Raw genomic sequence first — 22,307 nt, 5'->3', positions numbered from 1 at the left:
GGGGCCGCTCTTCCAGCGTTACCGCTGTCATCGTTGGGGCAGCGATGACAGCGGTCACGCTGGAAGAGCGTTCCGGTCAGGTTTGTGGCCGTTCGGCCCAGCCGGCAAAGATGCGTTCCAGCACCAGCACTGCGTAATACAGCAGGATGCCAAGTGCTGCGAGTGCGATCAGAACCGCGAACATCAGCGGGTAATCGCCATTGGTTTCCCCCGATTTAAACAGCGCCCCCAGTCCGCGCCCGTGCGGGGCCACGATCTCCACCAGATTGGTGCCGATGAAGGCCAGCGTGACCGACACTTTCAACGCGCCGAAGAACTCGGGCAGGGTTTTCGGCAGCGCGATCTTGCGGAAAATGGTCAGGCGCGATGCGCCAAGGCTGCGCAGAATATCGCGATACTCCGGTTCCAGCGTCGACAACCCGATGCCGACCGACACGGCAATCGGGAAAAAGCTGATCAGAAACGCCATCAGCACGGTGTTGAAATCATGCTGGCCGATGAAGATCAGGCTGATCACCGGCACCAGCGTCGCCTTGGGAATCGCGTTGAACCCGACGAGCAGCGGATAAAGCCCGTCGCGGGCAATGCGCGAAAAGCCCATGATCATGCCGATCAGCGTGCCGAACAGCACCGCTAGGCCAAGGCCAAGCACGGTGCGCCACAGGGTCTGCCAGCCCATTTCCAGAAACAGCCAGCGGAATTTCCAGAACGCGGGGGGCAGGTCTGACGGCGAGGCCATCTTGTAATTCGGCCAGTCGTTGACCCAGACCAGCGCCTCCCATGCCACAAGGAACAGGACAACGGCCAGAATGGGCACGGCGATTTTCTGCAGCGTTTCCATCAGTGTGCGTTCCCGTCGCGGCCTTGCGCAATGCGGATCTGGTCGCGCAGGGTGTGCAGCATCTCTTGCGCTTTCGGCTGATAAAGGATGTCGAGCGTGCGGTCGGCGGGCAGATCGACATCCAGCACCATCTGGGTGCGGGCGGGACGGCCAGACAGCACAAAAACCTGATCGCCCAAGAAGACGCTTTCACGCAGGTCATGGGTGATCAGCACGCAGGTAAAGGGCTCGGCCGCCCGCAGGTCACGCATGGTTTGCCACAGGTCTTCGCGGGTGAAATTGTCCAGCGCGCCAAAGGGTTCGTCCATGATCAGCACATCGGGTTTGTGCACGATGGCGCGGCACAGGCTGGCGCGCTGCCGCATGCCGCCGGAAAGTTCGCTGGGGCGTTTGGCCTCAAACCCTTTCAGCCCGACCATCTCCAGCAAGTGCATCGCACGCGCCTCACGGTCCTTTTGCGGCATGCGGGGGGCGACGATTTCCAGCGGCAGGATCACGTTTTCCAGAATGCTGCGCCATTCCAGCAGCACCGGGTTCTGGAACGCCATGCCCACGGTCTTGCGCGGGCTGGAGACGCGCTCGCCATGCAGCCAGACTTCGCCCCGGTCAGGCTTCATCAGGCCGGCGACAAGACGGGTGAGCGTGGATTTGCCACAGCCAGAGGGGCCGACAACGGCGGCGAATTCGCCTTCGGGCACGGCGATGTTCAGATTGTCCAGCACCGGCAGCGGGCCGGATTTGGTGCGGTAGGCGTGGGTGACGCCCTTGATCTCGATGAGGTTTGCCATGGTGTGCGCCGCCCGTTTCCGGGCGGCTGGGGCCTTATTGCATCATCAGGCTGCCATCTGCGGGCAGCCATGTCGGATCAAAATACAGCGCCGCATCGGGGGCATTGGTGAAGGTGTAAACCGATTTGGTCTGCTCGATCGCCTTGTCCATCCGGGCGGCGTCGATGTTGCCAAGGCCGTTGGCCATGACCCAATCGGTCATCACATTGTCCTTGATCGACAGCGCCAGACGTTCGCCTTCCAGCGTGGCATCGGCGGCGGGGTTGCGGCTGATCAGGCTGGCGATGGCGGCGTCGGGGTCGGCTACGGTGTCTTTCCAGCCCTTGGCGATGGCGCGCAGAAAGCCGGTGACCGCCTCGGGGTTAGCGGCAGCGAAGTCGGTGTTGACGATGACCGCATTGCCATAAAGTGCGACGCCATGATCGGCCATCAGGATGACCGAGATGTCATCCTCGGGCACGCCAAGGCGTTTGACGTTCAGGCTGGAGGTGAAGCTGAAACCGGTGACGGCGGCCACCTTGCCCTCGGCCAGCATCGGTTCGCGCACCGGAAAGCCTACAGGTTCAACGGTGACAGAGGCCATGTCGATGCCGTTTTCAGCCGCGAAGATCGGGAACTGCGCCCATGCGCCATCCGGCGGCGGCGCACCAAGGATTTTGCCGGAGATATCGCCGGGGGCGTTGATGCCCAGAGATTTGCGGCCGACCATGGCGAAGGGCGGTTTGTCATAGATCATCATGACGGCAGTCACCGGCGCGCCGGGGTTCTGGTCAAGGAATTTCATCAGGCTGTTGATATCGGCAAAGCCGACCGGATAGGCCCCGGTGGCCACCTTCGGAATGGCATCGAGCGAACCTGCGCCTTCGGTGATTTCCACCGTCAGCCCTTCGGCGGCGAAGTGGCCTTTGTCCAGCGCTACGAAGTAGGGCGCGGCGGGGCCTTCGAACTTCCAGTCCAGCGCAAAGGGCATGGCGGTGTCGGCACTGGCCGCCGACCCGATCAGCAGAGCGGCGGCGAAAATTGTGGCGGCGTGGCGGATCATCTCTCACTCCCATATTGGTTTTGTGAAAGGGTGACAAAGCCCGGGCCGGTGTCCATGCGCGGCGGTGGTGTTGGACCCACCGCCCACGGGTCTGCCTGATTTTACGCCATAATCACATGCGACCGCCTGTTTTGCGGGCAGATTGTTTGGCGAGGACGGTGGGCATTGGCAGTCTTGCCCTTGCGTCGTGGTGCCAGAGTCAGGCGAAGATCGCTGGCACCAGCGCGCCACGGGACTGGATCACCTTCGCTGCCAGGGCCATGGCGGCCTGTACGGCCTGATCCTCGGTTTCGCCCATCGCCAGATGCGCGAGAAAGCCACCGGCAAAGCTGTCGCCCGCCGCTGTGGTATCGACGATCTGCGCAACCTTTGCCGCCGGGTGCTGACGGGTGCCGTGGTCGGCAGACCAAAAGGTGACTGGGCCGCCGCCATCCTTGACCACCACGCGGCTCGCTCCGGCCTGCCGATAGCGCGCGATGGTGTCAGCGGCGGACGTGTCGCCCCAGAGGCCGGTTTCTTCGTCAAACGACGGCAGCACGATATCGGCCACCGATGCCCCCAGCATCACGCCTGCGCGCATCGCATCAGTACCGTCCCACAGGCGTGGGCGCAGGTTGGTGTCGAACGCGATCAGGCTGCCATTCGCGCGCGCGTGGCGCAAGGCGTCGCAAAAGGCGGTGCGGTGGTCGGGGGACAGGATGGCAAGGGTGATGGCGGAAAAATGGATGATGTCGCGCCCCTGCAGGGTGGCGGCCAGCCAGTCGGGGTTATCGGCGAGCATCTTGGCCGCCGATTGCCCGCGCCAGTAGGAAAAGCTGCGCTCGCCGTCGCGCAGGCTGATCATGTACAGGCCCACGGTGCGGTCGGGCAGGCGGCGCAGGGTGGCGGTGTCTATCCCTTCCCCCGCGATGAAGGCCGACATTTCATCCGACACGGCATCTGTGCCGATGCAGGACCCGTAAGCCACGGTCCAGTCTGCGGGCAGCAGGCGGCGGGCGTACCATGCGGCGTTGAACGTATCGCCCGCAAAGCCGCGCGCGTAATCCCCCGAGGCGGTCAGCGACAGTTCCACCATGCATTCGCCAAGGCTCAACAGGGATTTTGACATGGTTGCGGCTCCTATTCTCAGTGCCGCGCGACCGTAGCCGAGGGCGGCGGGGGCTGCAACGGGGGCAGGGCGCTGTAGTCTCTGGCGCAGGGCCCGTGTTGGTGGCAGAAAGCTGAAACAAAGGGGCCTCCGGATGACCGACGACGCAACGCGCTTTATCGCCAAAGGGGTGGCCCATGTGGACATGGCCGCCGTGTCTGGCAGTATGTCTGGCCCCGTGTCGGTCAGCTTTGTGCTCCTGCCAAAGTTCACCATGCTGGCGTTTGCTTCGGCGATTGAGCCCCTGCGGATTGCCAATCAACTGACCGGGCAGGCGTTGTTCCATTGGCAGACGCTGTCGGCGGACGGGCAGGCGGTGGCCTGTTCCAACGGCGTGCCGATCATGGTCGACGGGCCGTTTGCGGCGGTGCAGCCCGAAGGTGTGGTGCTGGTCTGTTCGGGGGTCGAGCCGGAGCATCAGGTGAGTGCGGCATTGGCCGACTGGCTGCGCGGGCTATGGCGGCGGGGCCGCGTGGTGGGGGGGCTGTGCACCGGGGCCTATGCTTTGGCACGGGCGGGCATTCTGAAAGGGCGGCGCTTTACCCTGCACTGGGAAAACCTGACCGGCTTTGCCGAAACCTTCCCCGAACTGACCGCGGCGCGACAGGTGTTCTGCATCGACGACCGGATCGTCACCTGTGCCGGTGGTGTCGCGGCAGCTGATCTGATGCTGGAGATCATCCACGACCGCTTTGGCATCGCCCTGAGCCAGGAGGTGATGAACATGTGCCTGCTGAGCCAGCGGCGACGCGAGGCGGATGAGCAGACCACGTCACTGGCGGCAAGGCTGGGCACACGGCATGAAAAACTGATCGAGGCAGTTGCGTTCCTTGAGGCGCGCATTGAGGAGCCGTTTGATCTGGATGCTTGTGCCGCGCAGCTGAAGCTGTCACGCCGGCAAATAGAGCGGCTGTTCAGTCGCTATATGGGGGTAACCCCGGTGCGCTATATGAACGACCTGCGGCTGCAACATGGCCGCGCGCTGTTGGCCGAAACTGACATGAGCGTGACAGAGGTGGCGATTGCCTGTGGCTATGCCAGCAGCTCGCATTTTTCCAAGTCTTTCCGGGTGAAATACGGCATCTCCCCCTATCGATTCTCGCATTTTGGCAAGTAGGGCGGTGCGTTGGGTGTGTCTTTGTGCACAATCTTTGCATTTCCTGCCCGACTGTTGCGTGTTGGCCATAGCCAGAGTCGCCCTGTGTTGTTAACCTTTCGTTAATAAAAACACGAGCAGACAAAAGAATAGGGACGGGCATGGGAACGGGCTTAAAGGGCACGTTCGTGATTTCCTGGTCACAGACAGAAATTGACGGCTTGGGCACCGCCCCGCTGGACAGTCTTGCCGTTGGTGCCTCGTGGCGCTGGTCCGGCAAGCCTGTCTGCGTGGATGGTCAGGGCGGGACACTTCTGCTGGAGGGGGCCGAGGGAACTGCGGACATTCGCAGGCGAGCTGCGAAAATGGTGCGGCGTCTGATTGGCGTTGCGGTGGCGTGTGATCCGGCCGGCGCAGAGTCCGCGCCGGAGGATGAGGATGAAGCCCCCGATCAGGGCTTCATCGTGACAGATGGCCATCACAGTTGGTCGGTAACGCTGCTGCCGGTGCCCGATACCGGCGCGCGGTTGTTGATGTTCGTGGGCGATCTGCCACCGCCGGGGCAGGATCTGTGGGTGGTGCGCACCGCGATTGACCGCACCCATTCGGGTGCGGGCGCACGGGTGGCGGGCGGGGTGATCTGCTTTACCCCCGATACGCGTATCGCCACCCCGGATGGCCCGCGGCTGATTCAGAACCTGCGCCCCGGTGACCGAATTCTGACCAAGGACAATGGCGCGCAGGACATCCTGTGGACCGGCAGTCGGCGGATGAGCGGCGCGCGGCTGTATGCGATGCCGCATCTGCGGCCCATACGGTTCCGCTCCGGCGCGCTGGGGCTTGACCGGCCCGACGGCGATCTGGTCGTGTCCCCTCAGCACCGGATGGTGCTGAACGGCCCGGCAGCCCGCGCGCTGTTCAACGCGCACGAGGTGCTGGTCAAGGCTGAAGATCTGCTGAACGATGGCACGATCTGCATCGATCATGCGCTGCGCGAGGTGACATATATCCACATTCTGCTGGACCGGCACAATATTGTCTGGGCCAACGGGATGGAGACCGAGAGTTTTCACCCCTCCAACACCGCGTTGGACACCATAGAGCCGGATCAGCGCGCGGCGCTGCTGGCGGCTGTGCCGGAGATTGCCGGGAACCCGGCCAGCTATGGCGACTACGCCCGGCGCAACCTGTCGTCATCGGAAGTGGCGATCCTGCGTCATGATGCGGCGGCCTGACGTTGCTGGCCTGACTCTTCTGGCTAGCGGTGCGGGGGGCTGTCTGCCCCCCGTCGCTTCGCTCCTCCCCCCCGAGGATATTTGGGAACAGATGAGGGGCTGCTGTTGACACTGTGGTTTTGGCGCGTATAAGCGCGCTCTGTCCCGGCGGGTATCCTCCGGGGCTTTTCATTGGTGTTGGTGGACCCCGCAAGGGGATGCCTGTCGGGCCGGAAGGCACAAGGACAACGCCCTTCAAATTGAACGAAGGAGATCAGCCGTGACCAAACGCACGTCTGCCAAGTATAAAATTGACCGCCGCATGGGCGAGAACATCTGGGGCCGCGCCAAATCGCCGGTCAACAAGCGTGAATACGGCCCGGGCCAGCACGGTCAGCGCCGCAAGAACAAACTGTCCGATTTCGGCACCCAGCTGCGCGCCAAGCAAAAGCTGAAGGGTTACTATGGTGACCTGACCGAAAAGCAATTCCGCAAGATCTTTGGTGAAGCAGAACGCGTGCGTGGCGACACCGGCGAGATGCTGATCGGCCTGCTGGAGCGCCGTCTGGATGCGGTGGTTTACCGCGCCAAGCTGGTGCCGACCGTGTTCGCCGCCCGCCAGTTCGTGAACCACGGCCATGTGCAGGTGAACGGTCAGCGCGTGAACATCGCGTCTTACCGTGTGAAAGAGGGCGACGTGATCTCGGTCCGCGAAAAGTCGCGCCAGCTGGCGATCATTCTGGAAGCCGTGCAGTCGTCCGAGCGTGACGTGCCCGATTATCTGGAAGTCGACCACAACAAACTGGTCGTGACCTTCGTGCGCACCCCGGGTCTGGGCGATGTGCCGTATCCGGTCGTGATGGAACCGAACCTGGTCGTCGAATACTACGCCAAGAACTGATCTGTCGCACAAGCTGTTGCAAAGGCCGTCCCCCGGGGCGGCCTTTTTGCGTTGTGCCTGTGGGGTTGTCCCGGCGGGCGGGGCGGTTGATTGCGGGTCCTGCGTCCCATAATCGCACTGGTCTAACCGCCCCTTGCCCGCTAGAACCCCCGGGTGAGTTGGAGGCCACTATGCACGACACAATCCGCCCGCAGCCCGGCATTCTGGACATTGCGCTTTACGAAGGCGGCAAGGCGCATCTGGCCGGCGTGTCAAATGCGCTCAAGCTGTCGTCGAACGAAAATCCGTTCGGCCCGGGCGACAGGGCGAAAGAGGTGTTTGGCAAGACCGTGCACAGCCTGCACCGCTATCCCGGCACCGATCACGCCGCACTGCGTCAGGCGATCGGCGATGTGCACTGGCTGGACCCGGAGCGGATCATCTGCGGTGTCGGCTCGGATGAGATCATCACCTTTCTGTGCCAGGCCTATGCCGGGCCGAAGGATGAGGTGGTGTTCACCGAACACGGGTTTCTGATGTACCGCATCTCGGCGCTGTCGGTCGGGGCCACTCCGGTGGAAGTGCCCGAGCGCGAGCGGATGGCCGATGTCGATGCCATTCTGCGCGCCTGCACCAAGCGCACCAAACTGGTGTTCATTGCCAACCCCAACAACCCGACCGGCACGATGATTTCGCCCGCCGAGATGGAGCGGCTGGCGGCAGGTCTGCCACCGCAGGCCATTCTGGTGATCGACGGGGCTTATGCCGAATATGTCGAAGGCTATGACGGCGGATCAGGTCTGGCGACCGGGCGCGAGAATGTGTTCATGACGCGGACGTTTTCCAAGATTTACGGGCTTGGCGGGCTGCGCATTGGCTGGGGCTACGGGCCAAAGCACATCGTTGACGTGCTCAACCGCATCCGCGGGCCGTTCAACCTGTCGACCACCCAGCTGGAGGTGGCCGAGGCGGCGGTGCGCGATCAGGACTGGGTCAACAAATGCCGGTCCGAGAACGCCCGGATGCGCCACTGGCTGGCCGAAGCTCTGGCCGAGGTGGGCGTGCCATCTGACACCAGCATGGCGAATTTTGTGCTGGCCCGCTTTGCCAGTGTCGAAGAGGCCGAGGCCTGCGATAATTTCCTGCAATCGCAAGGGCTGATCGTGCGGCGGGTGGCAGCGTACAAGCTGCCGCATTGCCTGCGCATCACCGTTGGGGATGAGGCTGGCTGCCGTCGCATTGCGCATGCGGTGGGGCAGTTCAAGGGGCTGAAATGACGGTCCTGTACCAGCGTGTCGCGCTGATCGGTCTGGGGCTGATCGCCTCGTCCATGGCGCATGCGATGCGGCAATACGGGCTGGCAGGCGAGATTGTCGGCCATGCGAAATCGGCCGAAAGCCGGGATATTGCCGTGCAGATCGGGCTGTGCGACCGGGTGTTCGCCACGGCGGCAGAGGCGGTGCAGGGTGCCGATCTGGTGGTGCTGTGCGTGCCGGTGGGCGTGATGGGCGAGATTGCCGCCGAGATCGGGCCGCATCTGGCCTCCGGTGCCACGGTGACGGATGTCGGCTCGGTCAAGGGCGCGGTGGTTGAAGCGGTGGCCCCGCATATGCCTGTGGGCGTGCATTTCATTCCCGGCCACCCGATTGCGGGCACGGAACATTCCGGGCCAAGGTCGGGCTTTGCCACGCTGTTCCAGAACCGCTGGTGGCTGCTGACCCCGCTGGACGGGGCGGACGCCGGGGGAGTCGCCCGCCTGCGGGCCTTGTGCGAGGGCATGGGGGCCAATGTCGATGAGATGGACGTGGCGCATCATGATCTGGTGCTGGCCGTGACCAGCCATACGCCGCACCTGATTGCCTATACCATGGTCGGCGTGGCGGAACATATGCGGCGGGTGTCGAATTCCGAGGTCATCAAGTACTCGGCGGGCGGGTTCCGCGACCTGACCCGGATTGCCGCGAGCGATCCGGTGATGTGGCGCGATGTGTTCCTGACCAACAAGGATGCGGTGCTCGATATCCTTGGCCGCTTTACCGAAGAGCTGTTCACCCTGCAGCGCGCCATCCGCATGGGGGATGGTGAGCATCTTCACGCCTATTTCACCCGCACCCGCGCCATCAGGCGTGGCATTATCGAGGCGGGGCAGGATACTGCGGCACCGGATTTCGGACGGGTTCCGCAGGGCGGAGAAAAGGGCAAAGGCTGATGCGACAGGCGGTGATGGCGGCGGTGATGGCTTTGGTCGCGACAGGCGTCGCCCTTGCCGATGCGCCCTCTGCTTCGCTGCGCCCGCTGGCCCGGCCCGGAATGGCGGCTGTGACCGATGCGCAGACGCTAGGGGTTACTACTCAGGCCGCCGCGCGCCCGGTCATGGCGCAGTCGCTGCGGCCCAAAGGGCGGCCCAGCGACCTTGCTGCGGCGGCTCCGGTCGTGGCAGTCCCTGCCGAGCCGGTTGCGCCGCAGGTTGAGGCCGCAGCTGTGGCGGTGGCAGCGCCGGAGCCGGTGCCGGAGCGAAAAGGCCTATTCAGTGTTCTGCGCCCGTCAAAACGCCCTGCGGAGATTGTGAACCAGCAGCTGGTCGCGGCCACGATTGCGCCGGTCAAACCGGGCAAGCAGGGCGTGGTCTCGGTCAAGGGTGCGGTCTGCGGCGATCCGTCGATCCGGGGTGAGGTGCTGGCACCGATCACTTCGCGCATACAGGGCTGCGGCGTGGCCAATCCGGTGCGCATCACCAGCGTGGCCGGTGTGCGGCTGAGCCAGCCTGCGACGGTGGAGTGTGACACCGCCCGCGCGTTGAAAGCCTGGGTGGAGCGCGGGGTAGAGCCGGCCTATGGCAAGGGCAAAGTCGTGCAATTGCAGGTGGCGGGGCATTATGTCTGCCGCCCGCGCAATCACCGCGCCGGGGCCAAAGTCAGCGAACATGGCAAGGGCCGGGCGATCGATATCTCCGGCTTTACCTTTTCAAACGGAAAGACGGTGCCGGTACTGCGGAATTTTGACGCCAGCATGCGCAAAGCCCATAAAGCCGCCTGCGGGATCTTCAGTACAACCCTTGGCCCGGGGTCTGACGGGATGCACGAAGACCATCTGCATTTCGACACCGCGCAACGCGGCAGCACCTATTGCCGTTAGGCATAATTAATTCAGACGCGGCGCAGGCCCCAGCGGCAGCGGGCCCAGCAGCATCTGGCCACCCTCAAAAATCAACGGCATTTCCAGAACATCCGGGTCGCCTGAACTGCCGGCCGCTGCCTGCATCATGTTGGTCATCGTCGGCGCAAACTCGGGCGTGATCAGCCCCAGACTGGCCGCCAGCACCGCCAGATTGCGCCAGCCGGTGGCGCGCAGGTCGATCCGGCCCTCGGGCAGACCGTTCACCACCCGCAGATCGCCCTTGGCCGACAGCGACAGCGCGCCCCATGTCATCACAGCCTCGCGCAGGGTCAGCGCGGTCAGGTCGGGGCGGGTTTCACCGGCAAAGCGGTCGAGCGGGGCGGACAGGGTGGCGTTTGCATTGATCCGTGTAATCGAGATCTGTGGCGGCAGCTCTGGCAGGCGGGCGACAAGCGCCGGATCGGGTGACAGGTTCAGCAGTTCCAGCCCGATGTCGTAGGTATTGGTCAGACTGGGATCGCTGCGCAGTGCAAAGCGCAGCGTGTCAGCCGCCAGCACCCAGCCAAGGCTGGACGTGGCGCGGATTTCATCGCCGACAAAGGTTGTGCGGTCCAGCGTCAGCGCGGTGGTGGGCGACACCACCACACTGGCCTGCAGCTTGCCCGATTGCAGGGTGATGTCTTCGCCCGGGGTGCGGAGGGTCTGTTGCGGCGCAAAGGCCGCGATCACATGCCAGGGGCGGTAGCTGAGCGAGAAGACCTGCACAAAAGGCGCCTCCCACCGGATTTCACTGCGCTGGTCGGTGACGCGCGGTTCCGTCACAGTCAGATCGAAGCGGTTGGGAAAGCCTGCCACGCGGTAGCCTGCCTGCGCCACCGTCAGCCCGTTTTCGGGGGCGGCCTGCACAAACCCCTCAAACCCGCGCTCCACTGTGATTTTTCCAACAAACCAATAGCCTGACCACAGCACGACCAGAACGGTAGCGATCCAAAGCACTGCGCGCATCTTCGGCCCTTTTCATTCATCCTTACCTGTTGTTTAGAGACAGGATGCAGGGAGGGCCAGTCACTTGACCGAGACGATGTGGGTCTTTGGCTATGGATCGCTGATCTGGAATCCGGAGTTTCCGGTGGCAGAAACGCGGATTGCGCGGGTGCAGGGCTGGCGGCGGTCTTTCTGCATGCGGTCGATCCATCATCGCGGGTCTGAGACCGACCCTGGGCTGGTTCTGGCATTGGACAGCGCCGCCGGGCACCATTGCGACGGCGTCACCTTCCGCGTGGCCCCGGGGGCCGAGGCAGATACGCTGGCGCTGCTGCGCGAACGTGAGCTGATCTCATCGGCCTATCTGGAAACGCAGGTGCAGGCGGATTGGCCGGATGGCGGCGGCTGCACGGCGCTGGTTTATGTGATTGACCCCGACCACTGGCAGTATTGCGGCGGCATCGCACTGGAAGATCAGGCGCAGATCATCGCGCGGGCGTCCGGCGGGCGGGGCATGAACCGCGATTACCTGTGGTCCACGGCGGCGCATCTTGCGACCCTTGGGATTTCCGACCCGGAACTGGAATGGCTGGCGGGCCGGGTGCGGGCGCTGGTTGGTTAAAGACACCCTAATGACACGGAGAATTTCTTTGGCACCAAGGCTTTCGTGGCGTACCCTATGCGCATAGGGCAGAACAAACGGGCGGGCAGCGTCTGATGAAACAGACCAAAGCCGGGACAAAAACCGGAGATCGCCGCCCTGTGCGAGAGCGCAGGGTCGCGACATTTACACAGCCGATCCAGCAGATTGTGACCATGCTGGTGATCATCGGTCTGGTGGCTGCGGGCGCATGGCTGATCCATGGTCAGGTGGCCGAGGTGTTTCAGTCGAACCTTTGGCTGAACGGCTTTATCGCCTTTGTCTTTGTGCTGGGCGTGTTCACCTGCTTCTGGCAGGTGCTGATCCTGATCCAGTCGGTCAGTTGGATTGAGGATTTTGTCCGCCATGGCTCGGGGGCTGAAACCCAGCACGCCCCGCGCCTGCTGGCACCGCTTGCGTCGTTGTTGCGGTCGCGCGGGCAGAAGATGCAGATTTCGTCCTCCAGTTCGCGGTCAATCCTTGAATCGGTGGCCACCCGGATCGACGAGGCGCGCGATATCACGCGATATCTGACCAACCTGTTGATTTTCCTTGGCCTTCTGGGCACATTCTATGGGCTGGCAACTTCGGTTCCAGCGATTGTGGAAACCATCCGGTCCTTGTCGCCGCAACCGGGTGAGGATGGCACAGCGGTTTTTGCCAAACTGATGGGCGGGCTGGAAGCGCAACTAGGCGGCATGGGCACGGCGTTTTCATCCTCGCTGCTGGGGCTGGCCGGGTCGCTGGTGGTGGGCCTTTTGGAACTGTTCGCCGGTCATGGTCAGAACCGATTCTACCGCGAGCTGGAAGAGTGGCTGTCGTCGATCACCCGTCTGGGTTATTCCAGTGGTGAAGGCGAGGGCGAGGCTGATGGCGGCGCGGTGGCCCTGGTGCTGGATCAGCTGGTCAGCCAGATGGAGGGGTTGCAGGGCCTTCAGCTGCAATCGGATGCCAGCCGCGACGCCTTTGACCAGCGCATTTCCGAGTTGTCGCTTGCCATAGGCACACTGACCCAGCGGATGCAGGAAGACAGCGGCCAGACGGCAGTGCTGGAGCGTATTGCCGCCGGGCAGGAACAGCTGATCGCCGCGCTGACCGGACCGGACAGCAGCACGCAGGCCGACGCTGAAACCCGGATGCGCCTGCGGTCCATCGATGTGCAGATGCTGCGGATTCTGGAAGAAATATCCGCCGGGCGGCAGGAAAGCGTGGCCGATCTGCGCGGCGAGCTTTCGGCGCTGACGGCGGCGGTCCGGCAATTGTCGCGCACGGGTGTGGGGCGCTGACCATGGGCCTGTCGCGGCGGCGGGACGCGTCGATCATCTGGCCGGGCTTTGTCGATGCCGTCACCACGTTGGTGATGGTGCTGATGTTCGTGCTGACGATCTTTACCGTCATGCAGTCGGTGTTGCAGGAAACCATCTCGACGCAGGATGGCGAGCTGAACTCGCTGACCGATCAGATCGCCGCCCTTGCCGATGCGCTGGGGCTGGAACGGACCCGGGTCGGTGATCTGCAGGCCGAGGTCGGCACCCTGCGGTCGGATCTTGCCGCGAGTGAAGCCGAGGGTGCGCGGCAGGCGGCGCTGGTGGCCGGACTGACCGGACGGCTGGCGACGGCAGAGGCGGATTTGCAATCGGCCGAAGCCCGGGTGGCGAGCTTTGAGGCGCAGGTTGCCTCGCTGCTGGCCGAACGCGATGCTGCACGCGGGCAGGTGGCCGATCTGACCGTCAGCAACGAGGAATTGGAGGCCGCGCGCGCCACCCTGCTGACCGAACGCGATGCGCTGCAACTGGCATTGGCGCGGGCGCGTGAAGAGGTTGATGCCGAGGCGGAGGCGGCGCGCCTTGCCGCGGCGCAGCGCGAGGCGCTGGAAGCGCTGATTGCGGATCTGCGTTCCAAAGCGACCGAGGATGCGGCGGCGCTGACAGCCGCACAGACCGCAGTGTCAGAGGCGGAAGCCGCGCGGCTGGTGGACGCCGCCGCGCTCGAGGCGCTGCGGGCGCGCATGGCCGGGTCAGATGACGCGATGGCTGCGATGACGCTGGCGCTGGAAGAACAGCGCAAGCGGGCCGAGGAAACCCTGCTGCTGCTGGCCGCCGCGCAAACCGAGGCGGCACAGGCGGCGCAGACTGTTGATCAGCGCGCAGCCGCTCTGGCGGCGGCAGAGCGGGCGCTGAGCGAGCAGGAGGCCAAGACAATTGCCGAGGCGCAGCGCGTCGCCCTGCTGAACGAACAGATCGCCGCCCTGCGCGGCCAGTTGGGCAGCCTGCAGGCGGTGCTGAACGAGGCGCAGGAAAAGGATGCGACGGCGCAGGTGCAGCTGGATGCCTTGGGGTCGCAGCTGAATGCGGCACTGGCGCAGGTGGCCTCTGAACAACGCCGCCGCGCTGCGCTGGAAGAAGCGGAACGCCTGCGGCTGGAGGCGGAGAATGCCGATCTGGAACGCTTCCGCAGCGAATTTTTCGGGCAGTTGAGCCGGTTGCTGGCGGGCCGTGAAGGTGTGCGTGTGGTGGGTGACCGTTTCGTGTTTTCCAGCGAAGTGCTGTTTCAGGCCGGTGCCGCCGATCTGGCCCCAGAGGGCCGGGCGCAGATTGCCGGGGTGGTCGAAATCCTGAACGAAGTGCGGTCCGAGATCCCGGACGGGATTGACTGGATCATCCGCGTTGATGGCCATACCGACAATGTGCCGCTGTCAGGTCTGGGCGCATTTGCCGACAATTGGGAGCTGAGTCAGGCCCGGGCGCTGTCTGTGGTGCGGTTCATGCAGAATGGCCTTGGCTTTCCGCCCGACAGGCTTGCCGCGACCGGCTTTGGCGAATACCGCCCGGTTGTGACGGGCGAGACAGAGGCTGCACGGCAGCAGAACCGGCGGATTGAACTGAAGCTGACCGAGCGGTAGGGGCAACCTTGAGGCTTTGGCGCTTGAGGCTGACCCCGGGATATTTATGAACAGATGAATGGGGGGCGGAGCCGAGAGCGGGGCCGGCTTGATCTGGGTCCGCGACCTGTCGGGTTGGCCTTGCGGCAAGGCGCGGGGCGGATCAAGGTTCTGACGCGGTGGGTGATCGGGGGCGGAAAAGCAAAGGGCCCCTGCAGTCGCAGAGGCCCCTTTCAGGATCGGTGCCGGATCATTCCGCCGTCAGAAGCGGCGGTTTGGAGCCGGTGAGGCGAGGCTTTTGCGGCTCGTCGATTTCGAGGACGATGGCATCGTCCTTCACCGTGACGCGGACCACGCCGCCCTTGACCAGTTTGCCGAACAACAGTTCTTCGGCCAGTGGCTTCTTGATGTGTTCCTGAATCACGCGGCCCAAAGGACGCGCGCCCATTTTGTCATCATAGCCCTTGTCGCCCAGCCAGGTCGTCGCCTCTGGCGTGAGTTCGATGTGAACGCCACGGTCCATCAGCTGTGCTTCAAGCTGCATCACGAATTTCTCGACGACCTGGAAGATCACCTCTTTGCCAAGTGACGCGAAGGAGATCACCGCATCCAGACGGTTGCGGAATTCGGGCGTGAAGGTGCGTTCAATCGCGGCGGTGTCTTCACCAGTGCGCTTGTCGCGGCCAAAGCCGATCGCTTCTTTCTGCATGTCGGCGGCCCCGGCGTTCGAGGTCATGATCAGGATCACATTGCGGAAGTCGACAGACCGGCCATTGTGGTCGGTCAGTTTGCCATGGTCCATCACCTGCAGCAGGATGTTGTACACATCCGGATGCGCCTTTTCCATTTCGTCCAGCAGCAGCACGCAATGCGGATGCTGGTCGATGCCATCGGTCAGCATGCCGCCCTGATCAAACCCGACATAACCCGGAGGCGCGCCGATCAGGCGCGAGACGGCGTGTTTTTCCATATACTCCGACATGTCAAAGCGCAGGAGTTCCACCCCGAGGCTGGAGGCCAGTTGTTTGGCCACCTCGGTCTTGCCCACCCCGGTTGGCCCGGCGAACAGATAGTTGCCGATGGGCTTTTCGGGTTCGCGCAGGCCGGCACGGGCCAGTTTGATGGCTGAACACAGCGCCGCAACCGCCTTGTCCTGCCCGAAAACCACGCGTTTGAGCGTTTTTTCCAGATCGCGCAGGATTTCGGCATCGTCTTTGGAGACGTTTTTCGGCGGGATGCGGGCGATTTTGGCGACCACAGCCTCGATCTCTTTGGTGCCGATCACCTTGCGGCGCTTGGAGTCTGACAGAAGGTGCTGCGCGGCCCCCGCCTCATCAATGACGTCGATCGCCGAGTCGGGCAATTTTCGGTCGTTGATATAGCGGCTGGCGAGTTCGACCGCCGACTTGATGGCATCGGCAGTGTAGCGCAGATCGTGGTGCGCCTCAAAATGCGGCTTCAGACCCATTAGGATCTTGATCGCATCGGGCACCGACGGTTCATTCACGTCAATCTTCTGGAACCGGCGCGACAGGGCGCGGTCCTTTTCAAAGTGCTGACGGAATTCCTTGTAGGTGGTCGACCCCATGCAGCGCAGCTTGCCGCCCTGCAACGCGGGTTTGAGCAGGTTCGACGCATCCATCGCGCCGCCGGAAGTGGCACCGGCACCGATCACGGTGTGAATCTCATCGATGAACAGGATCGCATCGGGATGATCCTCCATCTCTTTCACAACCGCTTTCAGACGTTCCTCAAAGTCACCGCGATAGCGGGTGCCAGCCAGCAATGCGCCCATGTCGAGCGAATAGATGGTGGCACCGGCCAGAACATCCGGCACCTGTTTGTTGATGATCTTCCACGCCAGACCTTCGGCGATGGCGGTTTTGCCGACGCCGGGGTCGCCCACCAGCAGCGGATTGTTCTTGCGGCGGCGGCAGAGCACCTGAATGCACCGTTCCACCTCGGCATCGCGGCCGATCAGCGGGTCGACATCGCCCTTCTTGGCCTTGACGTTCAGATCGACGCAGTATTTCGACAGCGCCGATTCCTTGGCGTCGCCGGCTTCGGCCTTCGGGGTTTCGTGGTGTTCTTCGGCCCCTTGCACCGGGCGGGCTTCGCCGAAGGACGGATCTTTCGCCACACCATGCGCGATGAAGTTCACCGCATCATAGCGGGTCATATCCTGTTCCTGCAGGAAATAGGCCGCGTTGCTTTCGCGCTCGGCGAAGATCGCGACCAGAACATTGGCCCCCGTCACCTCATTCCGGCCGGAAGACTGCACGTGAATGGCGGCGCGCTGGATCACGCGCTGGAACGCAGCCGTTGGCACCGCTTCGGACCCTTCGACATCGGTGACCAGTGTGGACAGGTCATCGTCAACGAATTCCATCAGCGTTTTGCGCAGGTCAACCAGATTGACCGAGCACGCCTGCATCACGCGGGCGGCGTCGGGTTCGTCCAGCAGCGCCAGAAGCAGATGCTCCAGCGTTGCGAGTTCGTGGCGACGGGCGTTGGCCAGGGCCAAGGCACCGTGGATGGCTTGCTCGAGAGTGGTTGAAAACGAAGGCACTTGCTGCGTGCTCCTGTTCCTCGGGGCAGGTTCGGGTGAGGATTTCACCTTTACCAACCGTTGCCTCATACTCTTAAAGTTCGGTTTTATTTGCCGTACTTCAAGCAGAATATTTACGCTTTGGGCATTGGTGACATATGTCACATCAATTGTGATCAGCCCTTGGGCGTTTCGGTGTCAGAACCTGTCCTTGCGTCTGCGGATTTCGGCGAAAGCTTCCGCGTCGGACGATCCGGCCATTCCGACCGCAGCCTTGAGTTCGGGCAAAGCAGCGCGCAGGAACGGGTTTGTGGCCAGTTCTTCGGACAGGGTCGAAGGAACCGTGGGGCGAACATCCTCGCGCGCCAGAGCCACTTTCGATGCACGTGAGATAAGCGCTGCATTGCCGGGTTCAAGGGACAAGGCGAAGCGGATGTTCGATGTTGTGTATTCATGGCCCGAACAGACCAGCGTTTCGGGGGGCAGGGCGGCAAGTTTTGCCAGGCTGGCCCACATGATATCGGGCGTGCCTTCAAACAGCCGCCCGCAGCCGGCGGCCATCAGGCTGTCGGCGGTGAACACCAGCCCTGACTCGGGGAAGTGAAAGGCGATATGGCCTATGGTGTGGCCGGAGACGTCGATGACCGTCCCGGTTTCCGCCCCGATGGTGACGCTGTCGCCTTCGGTCAGGGCGTGGTCCAGCGGCGGCAGGCGGTGGGCGTCGGCGCGTGCACCCCAGACCCGGGCCCCGGTGGCTCCCTGCAGGGCAGCGACGCCTGCGATATGGTCATCATGGTGATGGGTGATCAGAATGTCGGTCAATTTCCAGCCGCGGCTTTGCAGGACGGCCTGTATCGGTGCAGACTCGGGCACGTCGATCACGGCGGTGGCACCTGTGGCGGTATCGTGGATCAGAAAGGCATAGTTGTCTTTCAGGCAAGGGATCGTCACAAGATCAAGGGGCATGGTTGTCCTGTCGGTTGTCAGTTCGGTTGTCCGTTCGGTTGATTGTGTCGAGAATGGCCAGCATGGCCCGGAACAAGGATGGTCCGCAATGCATCTTGATGTGCTTGATCTGCGCAACTTTTACTATCGCACCCAATTGGGGCGCGTGGCGCAGCGGGCGATCCGGGATCAGGTGGTGCAGTTCTGGCCCCCGGCGGCGGGGCAGACGGTGGCGGGCTTTGGTTTTGCGGTGCCGTTGTTGCGGCCCTATCTGCCGAAGTCGCGCCGGGTGATCGGGCTGATGCCGGGGCCGCAGGGGGTGATGCCCTGGCCTGCGGGGATGCTGAACGTGTCGGTGCTGTGCGAGGAAACCGCATGGCCATTGTCGACCGGGCTGGTGGACCGGCTGGTGCTGATGCACGGGTTGGAGACGTCCGAGCATCCGACAGCGGTGCTGGAAGAGGCGCACCGGGTGCTGGGGCCGGGGGGGCGGGCGCTGTTCATTGTGCCCAACCGCTCTGGCCTGTGGGCGCGGCGCGATGGCACGCCGTTCGGCTTCGGGCGGCCCTACAGTGTCGGCCAGCTGGAGGCGCAGCTGAAGCGCCATGGTTTCACCCCGGACCGCGCCGTAGCCGCTTTGTTCGCGCCGCCCTCGGCGGGCCGGTTCTGGCTGCGCACAGCGGAGTTCTGGGAGCGGATCGGCAAGCGCGCGCCCTGGCTGGTGGGTGGGGTGCTGATGGTCGAGGCGACAAAGCAGGTCTATGCGCCGACGCGCGGCGGGCTGGCCGCTGCGGTGCGCCGCCCGCTGCGGGTGCTGGAGGGTGTGGGCCAGCCGGTGCCGACTCCCTGCGCCGCAGACCCGCACGGGGCGACGCAGGACTGACAGCGCGCCCGCCCGGGGGATTCGTTCAGGCTTGGAAGTGCTGCCTGACGGCGTGGTCCGGGGGCCTGTTTGGCCTTTGCAGACCAGTCACAAGAGCGCCAAAGAGTCGCAGGTGTGCAGGTGCAGCGCAAACATGTGTTAAACCAACGTGAATGGATCACAAACGGGCGACCAACACGGTTGCGGGGTGTCAAAGGCTCTGCTAGAGACGCGCAAAATCAAGACGCATACGCAAGTGTGCGCCATTGGCGGCCTCTGACCTGCCGAGCGCAGGGGGGCCAAGACAACGGAAGGGATGACGTGTCCGAACCAGCTTCGATCTCCTCCGGCATTGCCGCGCGCTACGCCACTGCTCTGTTCGAGCTGGCAAAGGAAACGGGGGCCCTGAAGGCCCTCGAATCCGACGCAGACGCGCTGACTGCCGCACTGTCCAGCAGCGCCGATTTCGGGACGTTGATTTCGTCGCCCGTGATTACCCGTGACGATCAGGCCCGGTCCATTGCTGCGATTGCAGCGAAGATGGGCCTGTCGGATCTGACCGCAAACACATTGCAGCTGATGGCGGCCAAGCGCCGCCTTTTTGTGTTGCCCTATGTGCTGACCGGCCTTGCCGCCCGCATCGCGGAAGAAAAGGGCGAGGTTACGGCAGAAGTCACCTCGGCTACCGCGCTTTCGGCTGAACAGGCCAAAACTCTTGCTGCCACGCTGAAAGCGCGCGTGGGCAAGGATGTGAAATTGAAAACCGCCGTCGATGAAAGCCTCATCGGCGGTCTTGTCGTCAAGCTCGGCTCCACCATGATCGACACCTCGGTCAAGGCAAAGCTCGCAGCTCTCCAGAATGCAATGAAAGAGGTTGGGTGATGGGAATTCAGGCTGCTGAGATCTCTGCGATCCTGAAAGAGCAGATCAAGAACTTTGGCATGGATGCCGAAGTGGCCGAAGTGGGCCGGGTTCTTTCGGTGGGTGACGGGATTGCCCGTGTGCACGGGCTGGACAATGTTCAGGCCGGCGAAATGGTGGAATTCCCCGGCGGTATCCGCGGGATGGCACTGAACCTTGAAGTCGATAACGTCGGTGTCGTGATCTTCGGCTCCGACCAGGACATCAAGGAAGGCGATACCGTCAAGCGCACCAAGTCCATCGTGGACGTGCCAGCGGGCAACGCCCTGCTGGGCCGTGTTGTCGACGGTCTGGGCAACCCGATCGACGGCAAAGGCCCGATCGCCGCAACCGAGCGCCGGATCGCCGACGTGAAGGCCCCCGGCATCATCCCGCGCCAGTCGGTGCACGAACCGATGGCAACCGGGCTGAAGGCCGTTGACGCCATGATCCCGGTTGGCCGCGGTCAGCGCGAGCTGATCATCGGTGATCGTCAGACCGGCAAGACCGCTGTGGCGCTCGACACCATTCTGAACCAGAAGTCCTATAACGAGGCGGCTGGCGACGACGAATCCAAGAAGCTGTACTGCATCTATGTCGCCATCGGGCAGAAACGCTCGACCGTGGCGCAGCTGGTGAAGAAGCTGGAAGAAACCGGCGCGATCGAATACACCATCGTGGTGGCCGCGACCGCTTCCGACCCGGCCCCGATGCAGTTCCTTGCCCCGTATTCGGCAACCGCAATGGCGGAATTCTTCCGCGACAACGGTCGTCATGCGCTGATCATCTATGATGACCTGTCCAAGCAGGCCGTGGCCTACCGTCAGATGTCGCTGTTGCTGCGCCGCCCGCCGGGCCGTGAAGCCTATCCGGGCGACGTGTTCTATCTGCACTCCCGCCTGCTGGAGCGGTCGTCGAAGCTGAACGCCGATTTCGGTTCGGGCTCCTTGACCGCGCTGCCGATCATCGAAACCCAGGGCGGCGACGTGTCGGCCTTTATTCCGACAAACGTGATCTCGATCACCGATGGCCAGATCTTTCTTGAGACCGAGCTGTTCTATCAGGGTATCCGCCCGGCTGTGAACACGGGTCTGTCGGTGTCTCGCGTTGGGTCGTCTGCTCAGACCAACTCGATGAAAACCGTGGCTGGCCCGGTGAAACTGTCGCTGGCACAGTACCGCGAAATGGCGGCCTTTGCGCAGTTCGGTTCCGACCTTGACGCCTCGACCCAGCAATTGCTGGCCCGTGGGGCGCGTCTGACCGAACTGATGAAGCAGAACCAGTATTCGCCGCTGACCAACGCGGAAATCGTCTGCGTGATCTATGCAGGCACCGCCGGTTTCCTTGACAAGGTTGCGGTCAAGGATGTGGGCCGGTTTGAAGCCAGCCTGCTGTCCTTCCTGCGCAATCAGCGCAAGGATATCCTCGACTGGATCACCACCGCTGACCCGAAAATCAAAGGCGCAGATGAGCAAAAGCTGAAAGACGCTATCGCTGAATTCGCCAAAACCTTCGCTTAAGCGTCTGAAAGGACAGGGATATGCCCAGCCTTAAGGACTTGAAAAACAAGATCGCGAGCGTGAAGAACACGCGCAAGATCACCAAGGCGATGCAAATGGTCTCGGCGGCAAAGCTCCGCCGGGCCCAGGACGCTGCCGAAGCGGCACGGCCTTATGCCGAGCGGATGAATGCCGTCATGGCAGGTCTGTCCGCATCGGTCGGCACATCGGAAAGCGCGCCCCGGCTTCTGGCCGGGACGGGCAAGGATCAGGTGCATCTGCTGGTCGTCATGACGGCAGAGCGCGGGTTGTGCGGCGGATTCAACTCCACCATCGCGCGGCTTGCCCGCGTGCGGGCGAATGAGCTGCTGGCACAAGGCAAGACGGTCAAGATCCTGACGGTCGGCAAAAAAGGCCGCGAGCAGCTGCGCCGCGACTTTGAAGCCAGCATGGTGGGTCACATCGACCTGAGCGATGTGAAGCGCGTCGGCTACGCCAACGCCCAGAACATCGCACGCGAGGTACTGGCGCGCTTTGAGGCGGGAGAGTTTGACGTCGCGACGATCTTCTACAACCGGTTCCAGTCGGTGATCAGCCAGGTGCCGACGGCGCAGCAGATCATTCCGGCCAAGTTCGAAGGGGGCACCACCAGCGCCCTCTACGACTATGAGCCCAGCGAAGAGGCCATTCTGGCCGACCTGCTGCCCCGGGGTGTTGCGACGCAGATCTTTACCGCCCTGCTGGAAAACGGTGCCTCGGAACAGGGGGCACGGATGAGCGCGATGGACAACGCAACGCGCAACGCAGGCGATATGATCAAGAAGTACACCACGATCTATAACCGCTCGCGTCAGGCTGCGATCACCAAAGAGCTTATCGAAATCATTTCGGGCGCTGAAGCGCTCTGAGGAACTGGAGAAACG

General features: G+C 63.2%; 20 protein-coding genes. 13 read left to right on the top strand and 7 right to left on the bottom strand.

Annotation, left to right across the window (positions count from 1 at the left end):
* Positions 1 to 76: 76 nt before the first annotated feature.
* From Q7J44_RS23000 to Q7J44_RS22985, 4 genes are all read right to left on the bottom strand, one after another.
* Entirely contained in the window at positions 77 to 841 is a 765-nt protein-coding gene (locus Q7J44_RS23000; protein WP_304883409.1) for an ABC transporter permease, read from the bottom strand.
* Positions 841 to 1,629 carry an ABC transporter ATP-binding protein gene (locus Q7J44_RS22995; RefSeq protein ID WP_304883408.1) on the bottom strand — a complete coding sequence of 263 codons (789 nt, stop codon included), beginning with the start codon at positions 1,627 to 1,629 and terminating at the stop codon, positions 841 to 843. The genes Q7J44_RS23000 and Q7J44_RS22995 overlap by 1 nt, the downstream gene beginning before the upstream one ends.
* 34 nt (positions 1,630 to 1,663) lie before the next feature.
* Positions 1,664 to 2,671 carry an ABC transporter substrate-binding protein gene (locus Q7J44_RS22990; RefSeq protein ID WP_304883407.1) on the bottom strand — a complete coding sequence of 336 codons (1,008 nt, stop codon included), beginning with the start codon at positions 2,669 to 2,671 and terminating at the stop codon, positions 1,664 to 1,666.
* A 199-nt stretch (positions 2,672 to 2,870) separates the two neighbouring features.
* Positions 2,871 to 3,779 (bottom strand): sugar kinase, encoded by a 909-nt coding sequence (locus Q7J44_RS22985; RefSeq protein ID WP_304883406.1) that lies wholly within the window; start codon positions 3,777 to 3,779, stop codon positions 2,871 to 2,873.
* Between the two features lie 133 nt (positions 3,780 to 3,912).
* Here Q7J44_RS22985 and Q7J44_RS22980 point away from each other — a divergent pair, with 133 nt between their 5' ends.
* From Q7J44_RS22980 to Q7J44_RS22955, 6 genes are all read left to right on the top strand, one after another.
* Complete coding sequence (locus tag Q7J44_RS22980) at positions 3,913 to 4,935, top strand: GlxA family transcriptional regulator (protein WP_304883405.1); 1,023 nt, start codon at positions 3,913 to 3,915, stop codon at positions 4,933 to 4,935.
* Positions 4,936 to 5,075: 140 nt separating this feature from the next.
* Complete coding sequence (locus tag Q7J44_RS22975) at positions 5,076 to 6,149, top strand: Hint domain-containing protein (RefSeq protein WP_304883404.1); 1,074 nt, start codon at positions 5,076 to 5,078, stop codon at positions 6,147 to 6,149.
* Between the two features lie 259 nt (positions 6,150 to 6,408).
* Complete coding sequence (gene rpsD, locus Q7J44_RS22970) at positions 6,409 to 7,029, top strand: 30S ribosomal protein S4 (RefSeq protein ID WP_118149834.1); 621 nt, start codon at positions 6,409 to 6,411, stop codon at positions 7,027 to 7,029.
* Positions 7,030 to 7,199: 170 nt separating this feature from the next.
* Positions 7,200 to 8,285, top strand: a complete 1,086-nt coding sequence (gene hisC / locus Q7J44_RS22965; RefSeq protein ID WP_304883403.1) for a histidinol-phosphate transaminase — start codon at positions 7,200 to 7,202, stop codon at positions 8,283 to 8,285.
* Positions 8,282 to 9,217, top strand: a complete 936-nt coding sequence (locus tag Q7J44_RS22960) for a prephenate/arogenate dehydrogenase family protein (RefSeq protein ID WP_304883402.1) — start codon at positions 8,282 to 8,284, stop codon at positions 9,215 to 9,217. The genes hisC and Q7J44_RS22960 overlap by 4 nt, the downstream gene beginning before the upstream one ends.
* Positions 9,217 to 10,143: an extensin family protein gene (locus Q7J44_RS22955; RefSeq protein ID WP_304883401.1), complete on the top strand. Its 927-nt coding sequence runs from the start codon at positions 9,217 to 9,219 to the stop codon at positions 10,141 to 10,143. Before Q7J44_RS22960 ends, Q7J44_RS22955 begins: the two co-directional genes overlap by 1 nt.
* Positions 10,144 to 10,149: 6 nt before the next feature.
* On the opposite strand, the gene Q7J44_RS22950 is transcribed toward Q7J44_RS22955, so the two are convergent.
* The gene (locus Q7J44_RS22950) at positions 10,150 to 11,130 is read right to left on the bottom strand and encodes a DUF2125 domain-containing protein (RefSeq protein ID WP_304883400.1); all 981 of its coding nucleotides are present in this window, start codon (positions 11,128 to 11,130) and stop codon (positions 10,150 to 10,152) included.
* A 76-nt stretch (positions 11,131 to 11,206) separates the two neighbouring features.
* On the opposite strand from Q7J44_RS22950, the gene Q7J44_RS22945 reads away from it, so the two are divergent.
* The 3 genes from Q7J44_RS22945 (at position 11,207) to Q7J44_RS22935 (ending at position 14,651) form a co-directional block, all read left to right on the top strand.
* A complete protein-coding gene (locus Q7J44_RS22945) occupies positions 11,207 to 11,731 on the top strand; it encodes a gamma-glutamylcyclotransferase (RefSeq protein WP_370693069.1) in 525 nt (174 codons plus the stop codon).
* A gap of 194 nt (positions 11,732 to 11,925) precedes the next feature.
* Entirely contained in the window at positions 11,926 to 13,035 is a 1,110-nt protein-coding gene (locus Q7J44_RS22940) for a biopolymer transporter ExbB (RefSeq protein WP_304883398.1), read from the top strand.
* Between the two features lie 2 nt (positions 13,036 to 13,037).
* Complete coding sequence (locus tag Q7J44_RS22935) at positions 13,038 to 14,651, top strand: peptidoglycan -binding protein (RefSeq protein ID WP_304883397.1); 1,614 nt, start codon at positions 13,038 to 13,040, stop codon at positions 14,649 to 14,651.
* Between the two features lie 229 nt (positions 14,652 to 14,880).
* Here Q7J44_RS22935 and clpA read toward each other — a convergent pair whose 3' ends face one another.
* Both clpA and gloB read right to left on the bottom strand, forming a co-directional pair.
* A complete protein-coding gene (clpA, locus tag Q7J44_RS22930) occupies positions 14,881 to 17,199 on the bottom strand; it encodes an ATP-dependent Clp protease ATP-binding subunit ClpA (RefSeq protein WP_304883396.1) in 2,319 nt (772 codons plus the stop codon).
* A gap of 177 nt (positions 17,200 to 17,376) precedes the next feature.
* On the bottom strand, positions 17,377 to 18,144 hold the full coding sequence (gene gloB / locus Q7J44_RS22925; protein ID WP_304883395.1) for a hydroxyacylglutathione hydrolase: 768 nt from the start codon (positions 18,142 to 18,144) through the stop codon (positions 17,377 to 17,379).
* Between the two features lie 88 nt (positions 18,145 to 18,232).
* On the opposite strand from gloB, the gene Q7J44_RS22920 reads away from it, so the two are divergent.
* The 4 genes from Q7J44_RS22920 to Q7J44_RS22905 all read left to right on the top strand — a co-directional run bounded on the left by Q7J44_RS22920 (position 18,233) and on the right by Q7J44_RS22905 (position 22,292).
* Positions 18,233 to 19,006 carry a class I SAM-dependent methyltransferase gene (locus tag Q7J44_RS22920; RefSeq protein ID WP_304883394.1) on the top strand — a complete coding sequence of 258 codons (774 nt, stop codon included), beginning with the start codon at positions 18,233 to 18,235 and terminating at the stop codon, positions 19,004 to 19,006.
* A gap of 300 nt (positions 19,007 to 19,306) precedes the next feature.
* Positions 19,307 to 19,867: a F0F1 ATP synthase subunit delta gene (locus Q7J44_RS22915; protein WP_304883457.1), complete on the top strand. Its 561-nt coding sequence runs from the start codon at positions 19,307 to 19,309 to the stop codon at positions 19,865 to 19,867.
* Positions 19,867 to 21,405, top strand: coding sequence for a F0F1 ATP synthase subunit alpha (atpA, locus tag Q7J44_RS22910; protein ID WP_135430288.1), 1,539 nt, complete (start codon positions 19,867 to 19,869; stop codon positions 21,403 to 21,405). Before Q7J44_RS22915 ends, atpA begins: the two co-directional genes overlap by 1 nt.
* Positions 21,406 to 21,425: 20 nt before the next feature.
* Positions 21,426 to 22,292 carry a F0F1 ATP synthase subunit gamma gene (locus tag Q7J44_RS22905; protein WP_304883393.1) on the top strand — a complete coding sequence of 289 codons (867 nt, stop codon included), beginning with the start codon at positions 21,426 to 21,428 and terminating at the stop codon, positions 22,290 to 22,292.
* Positions 22,293 to 22,307 lie beyond the last annotated feature (15 nt).

Source organism: Pseudotabrizicola sp. (assembly GCF_030656345.1).
In the GTDB taxonomy this organism is placed as follows: Bacteria; Pseudomonadota; Alphaproteobacteria; order Rhodobacterales; family Rhodobacteraceae; genus Pseudotabrizicola.
This window is presented reverse-complemented; position numbering and strand designations above follow the sequence as displayed.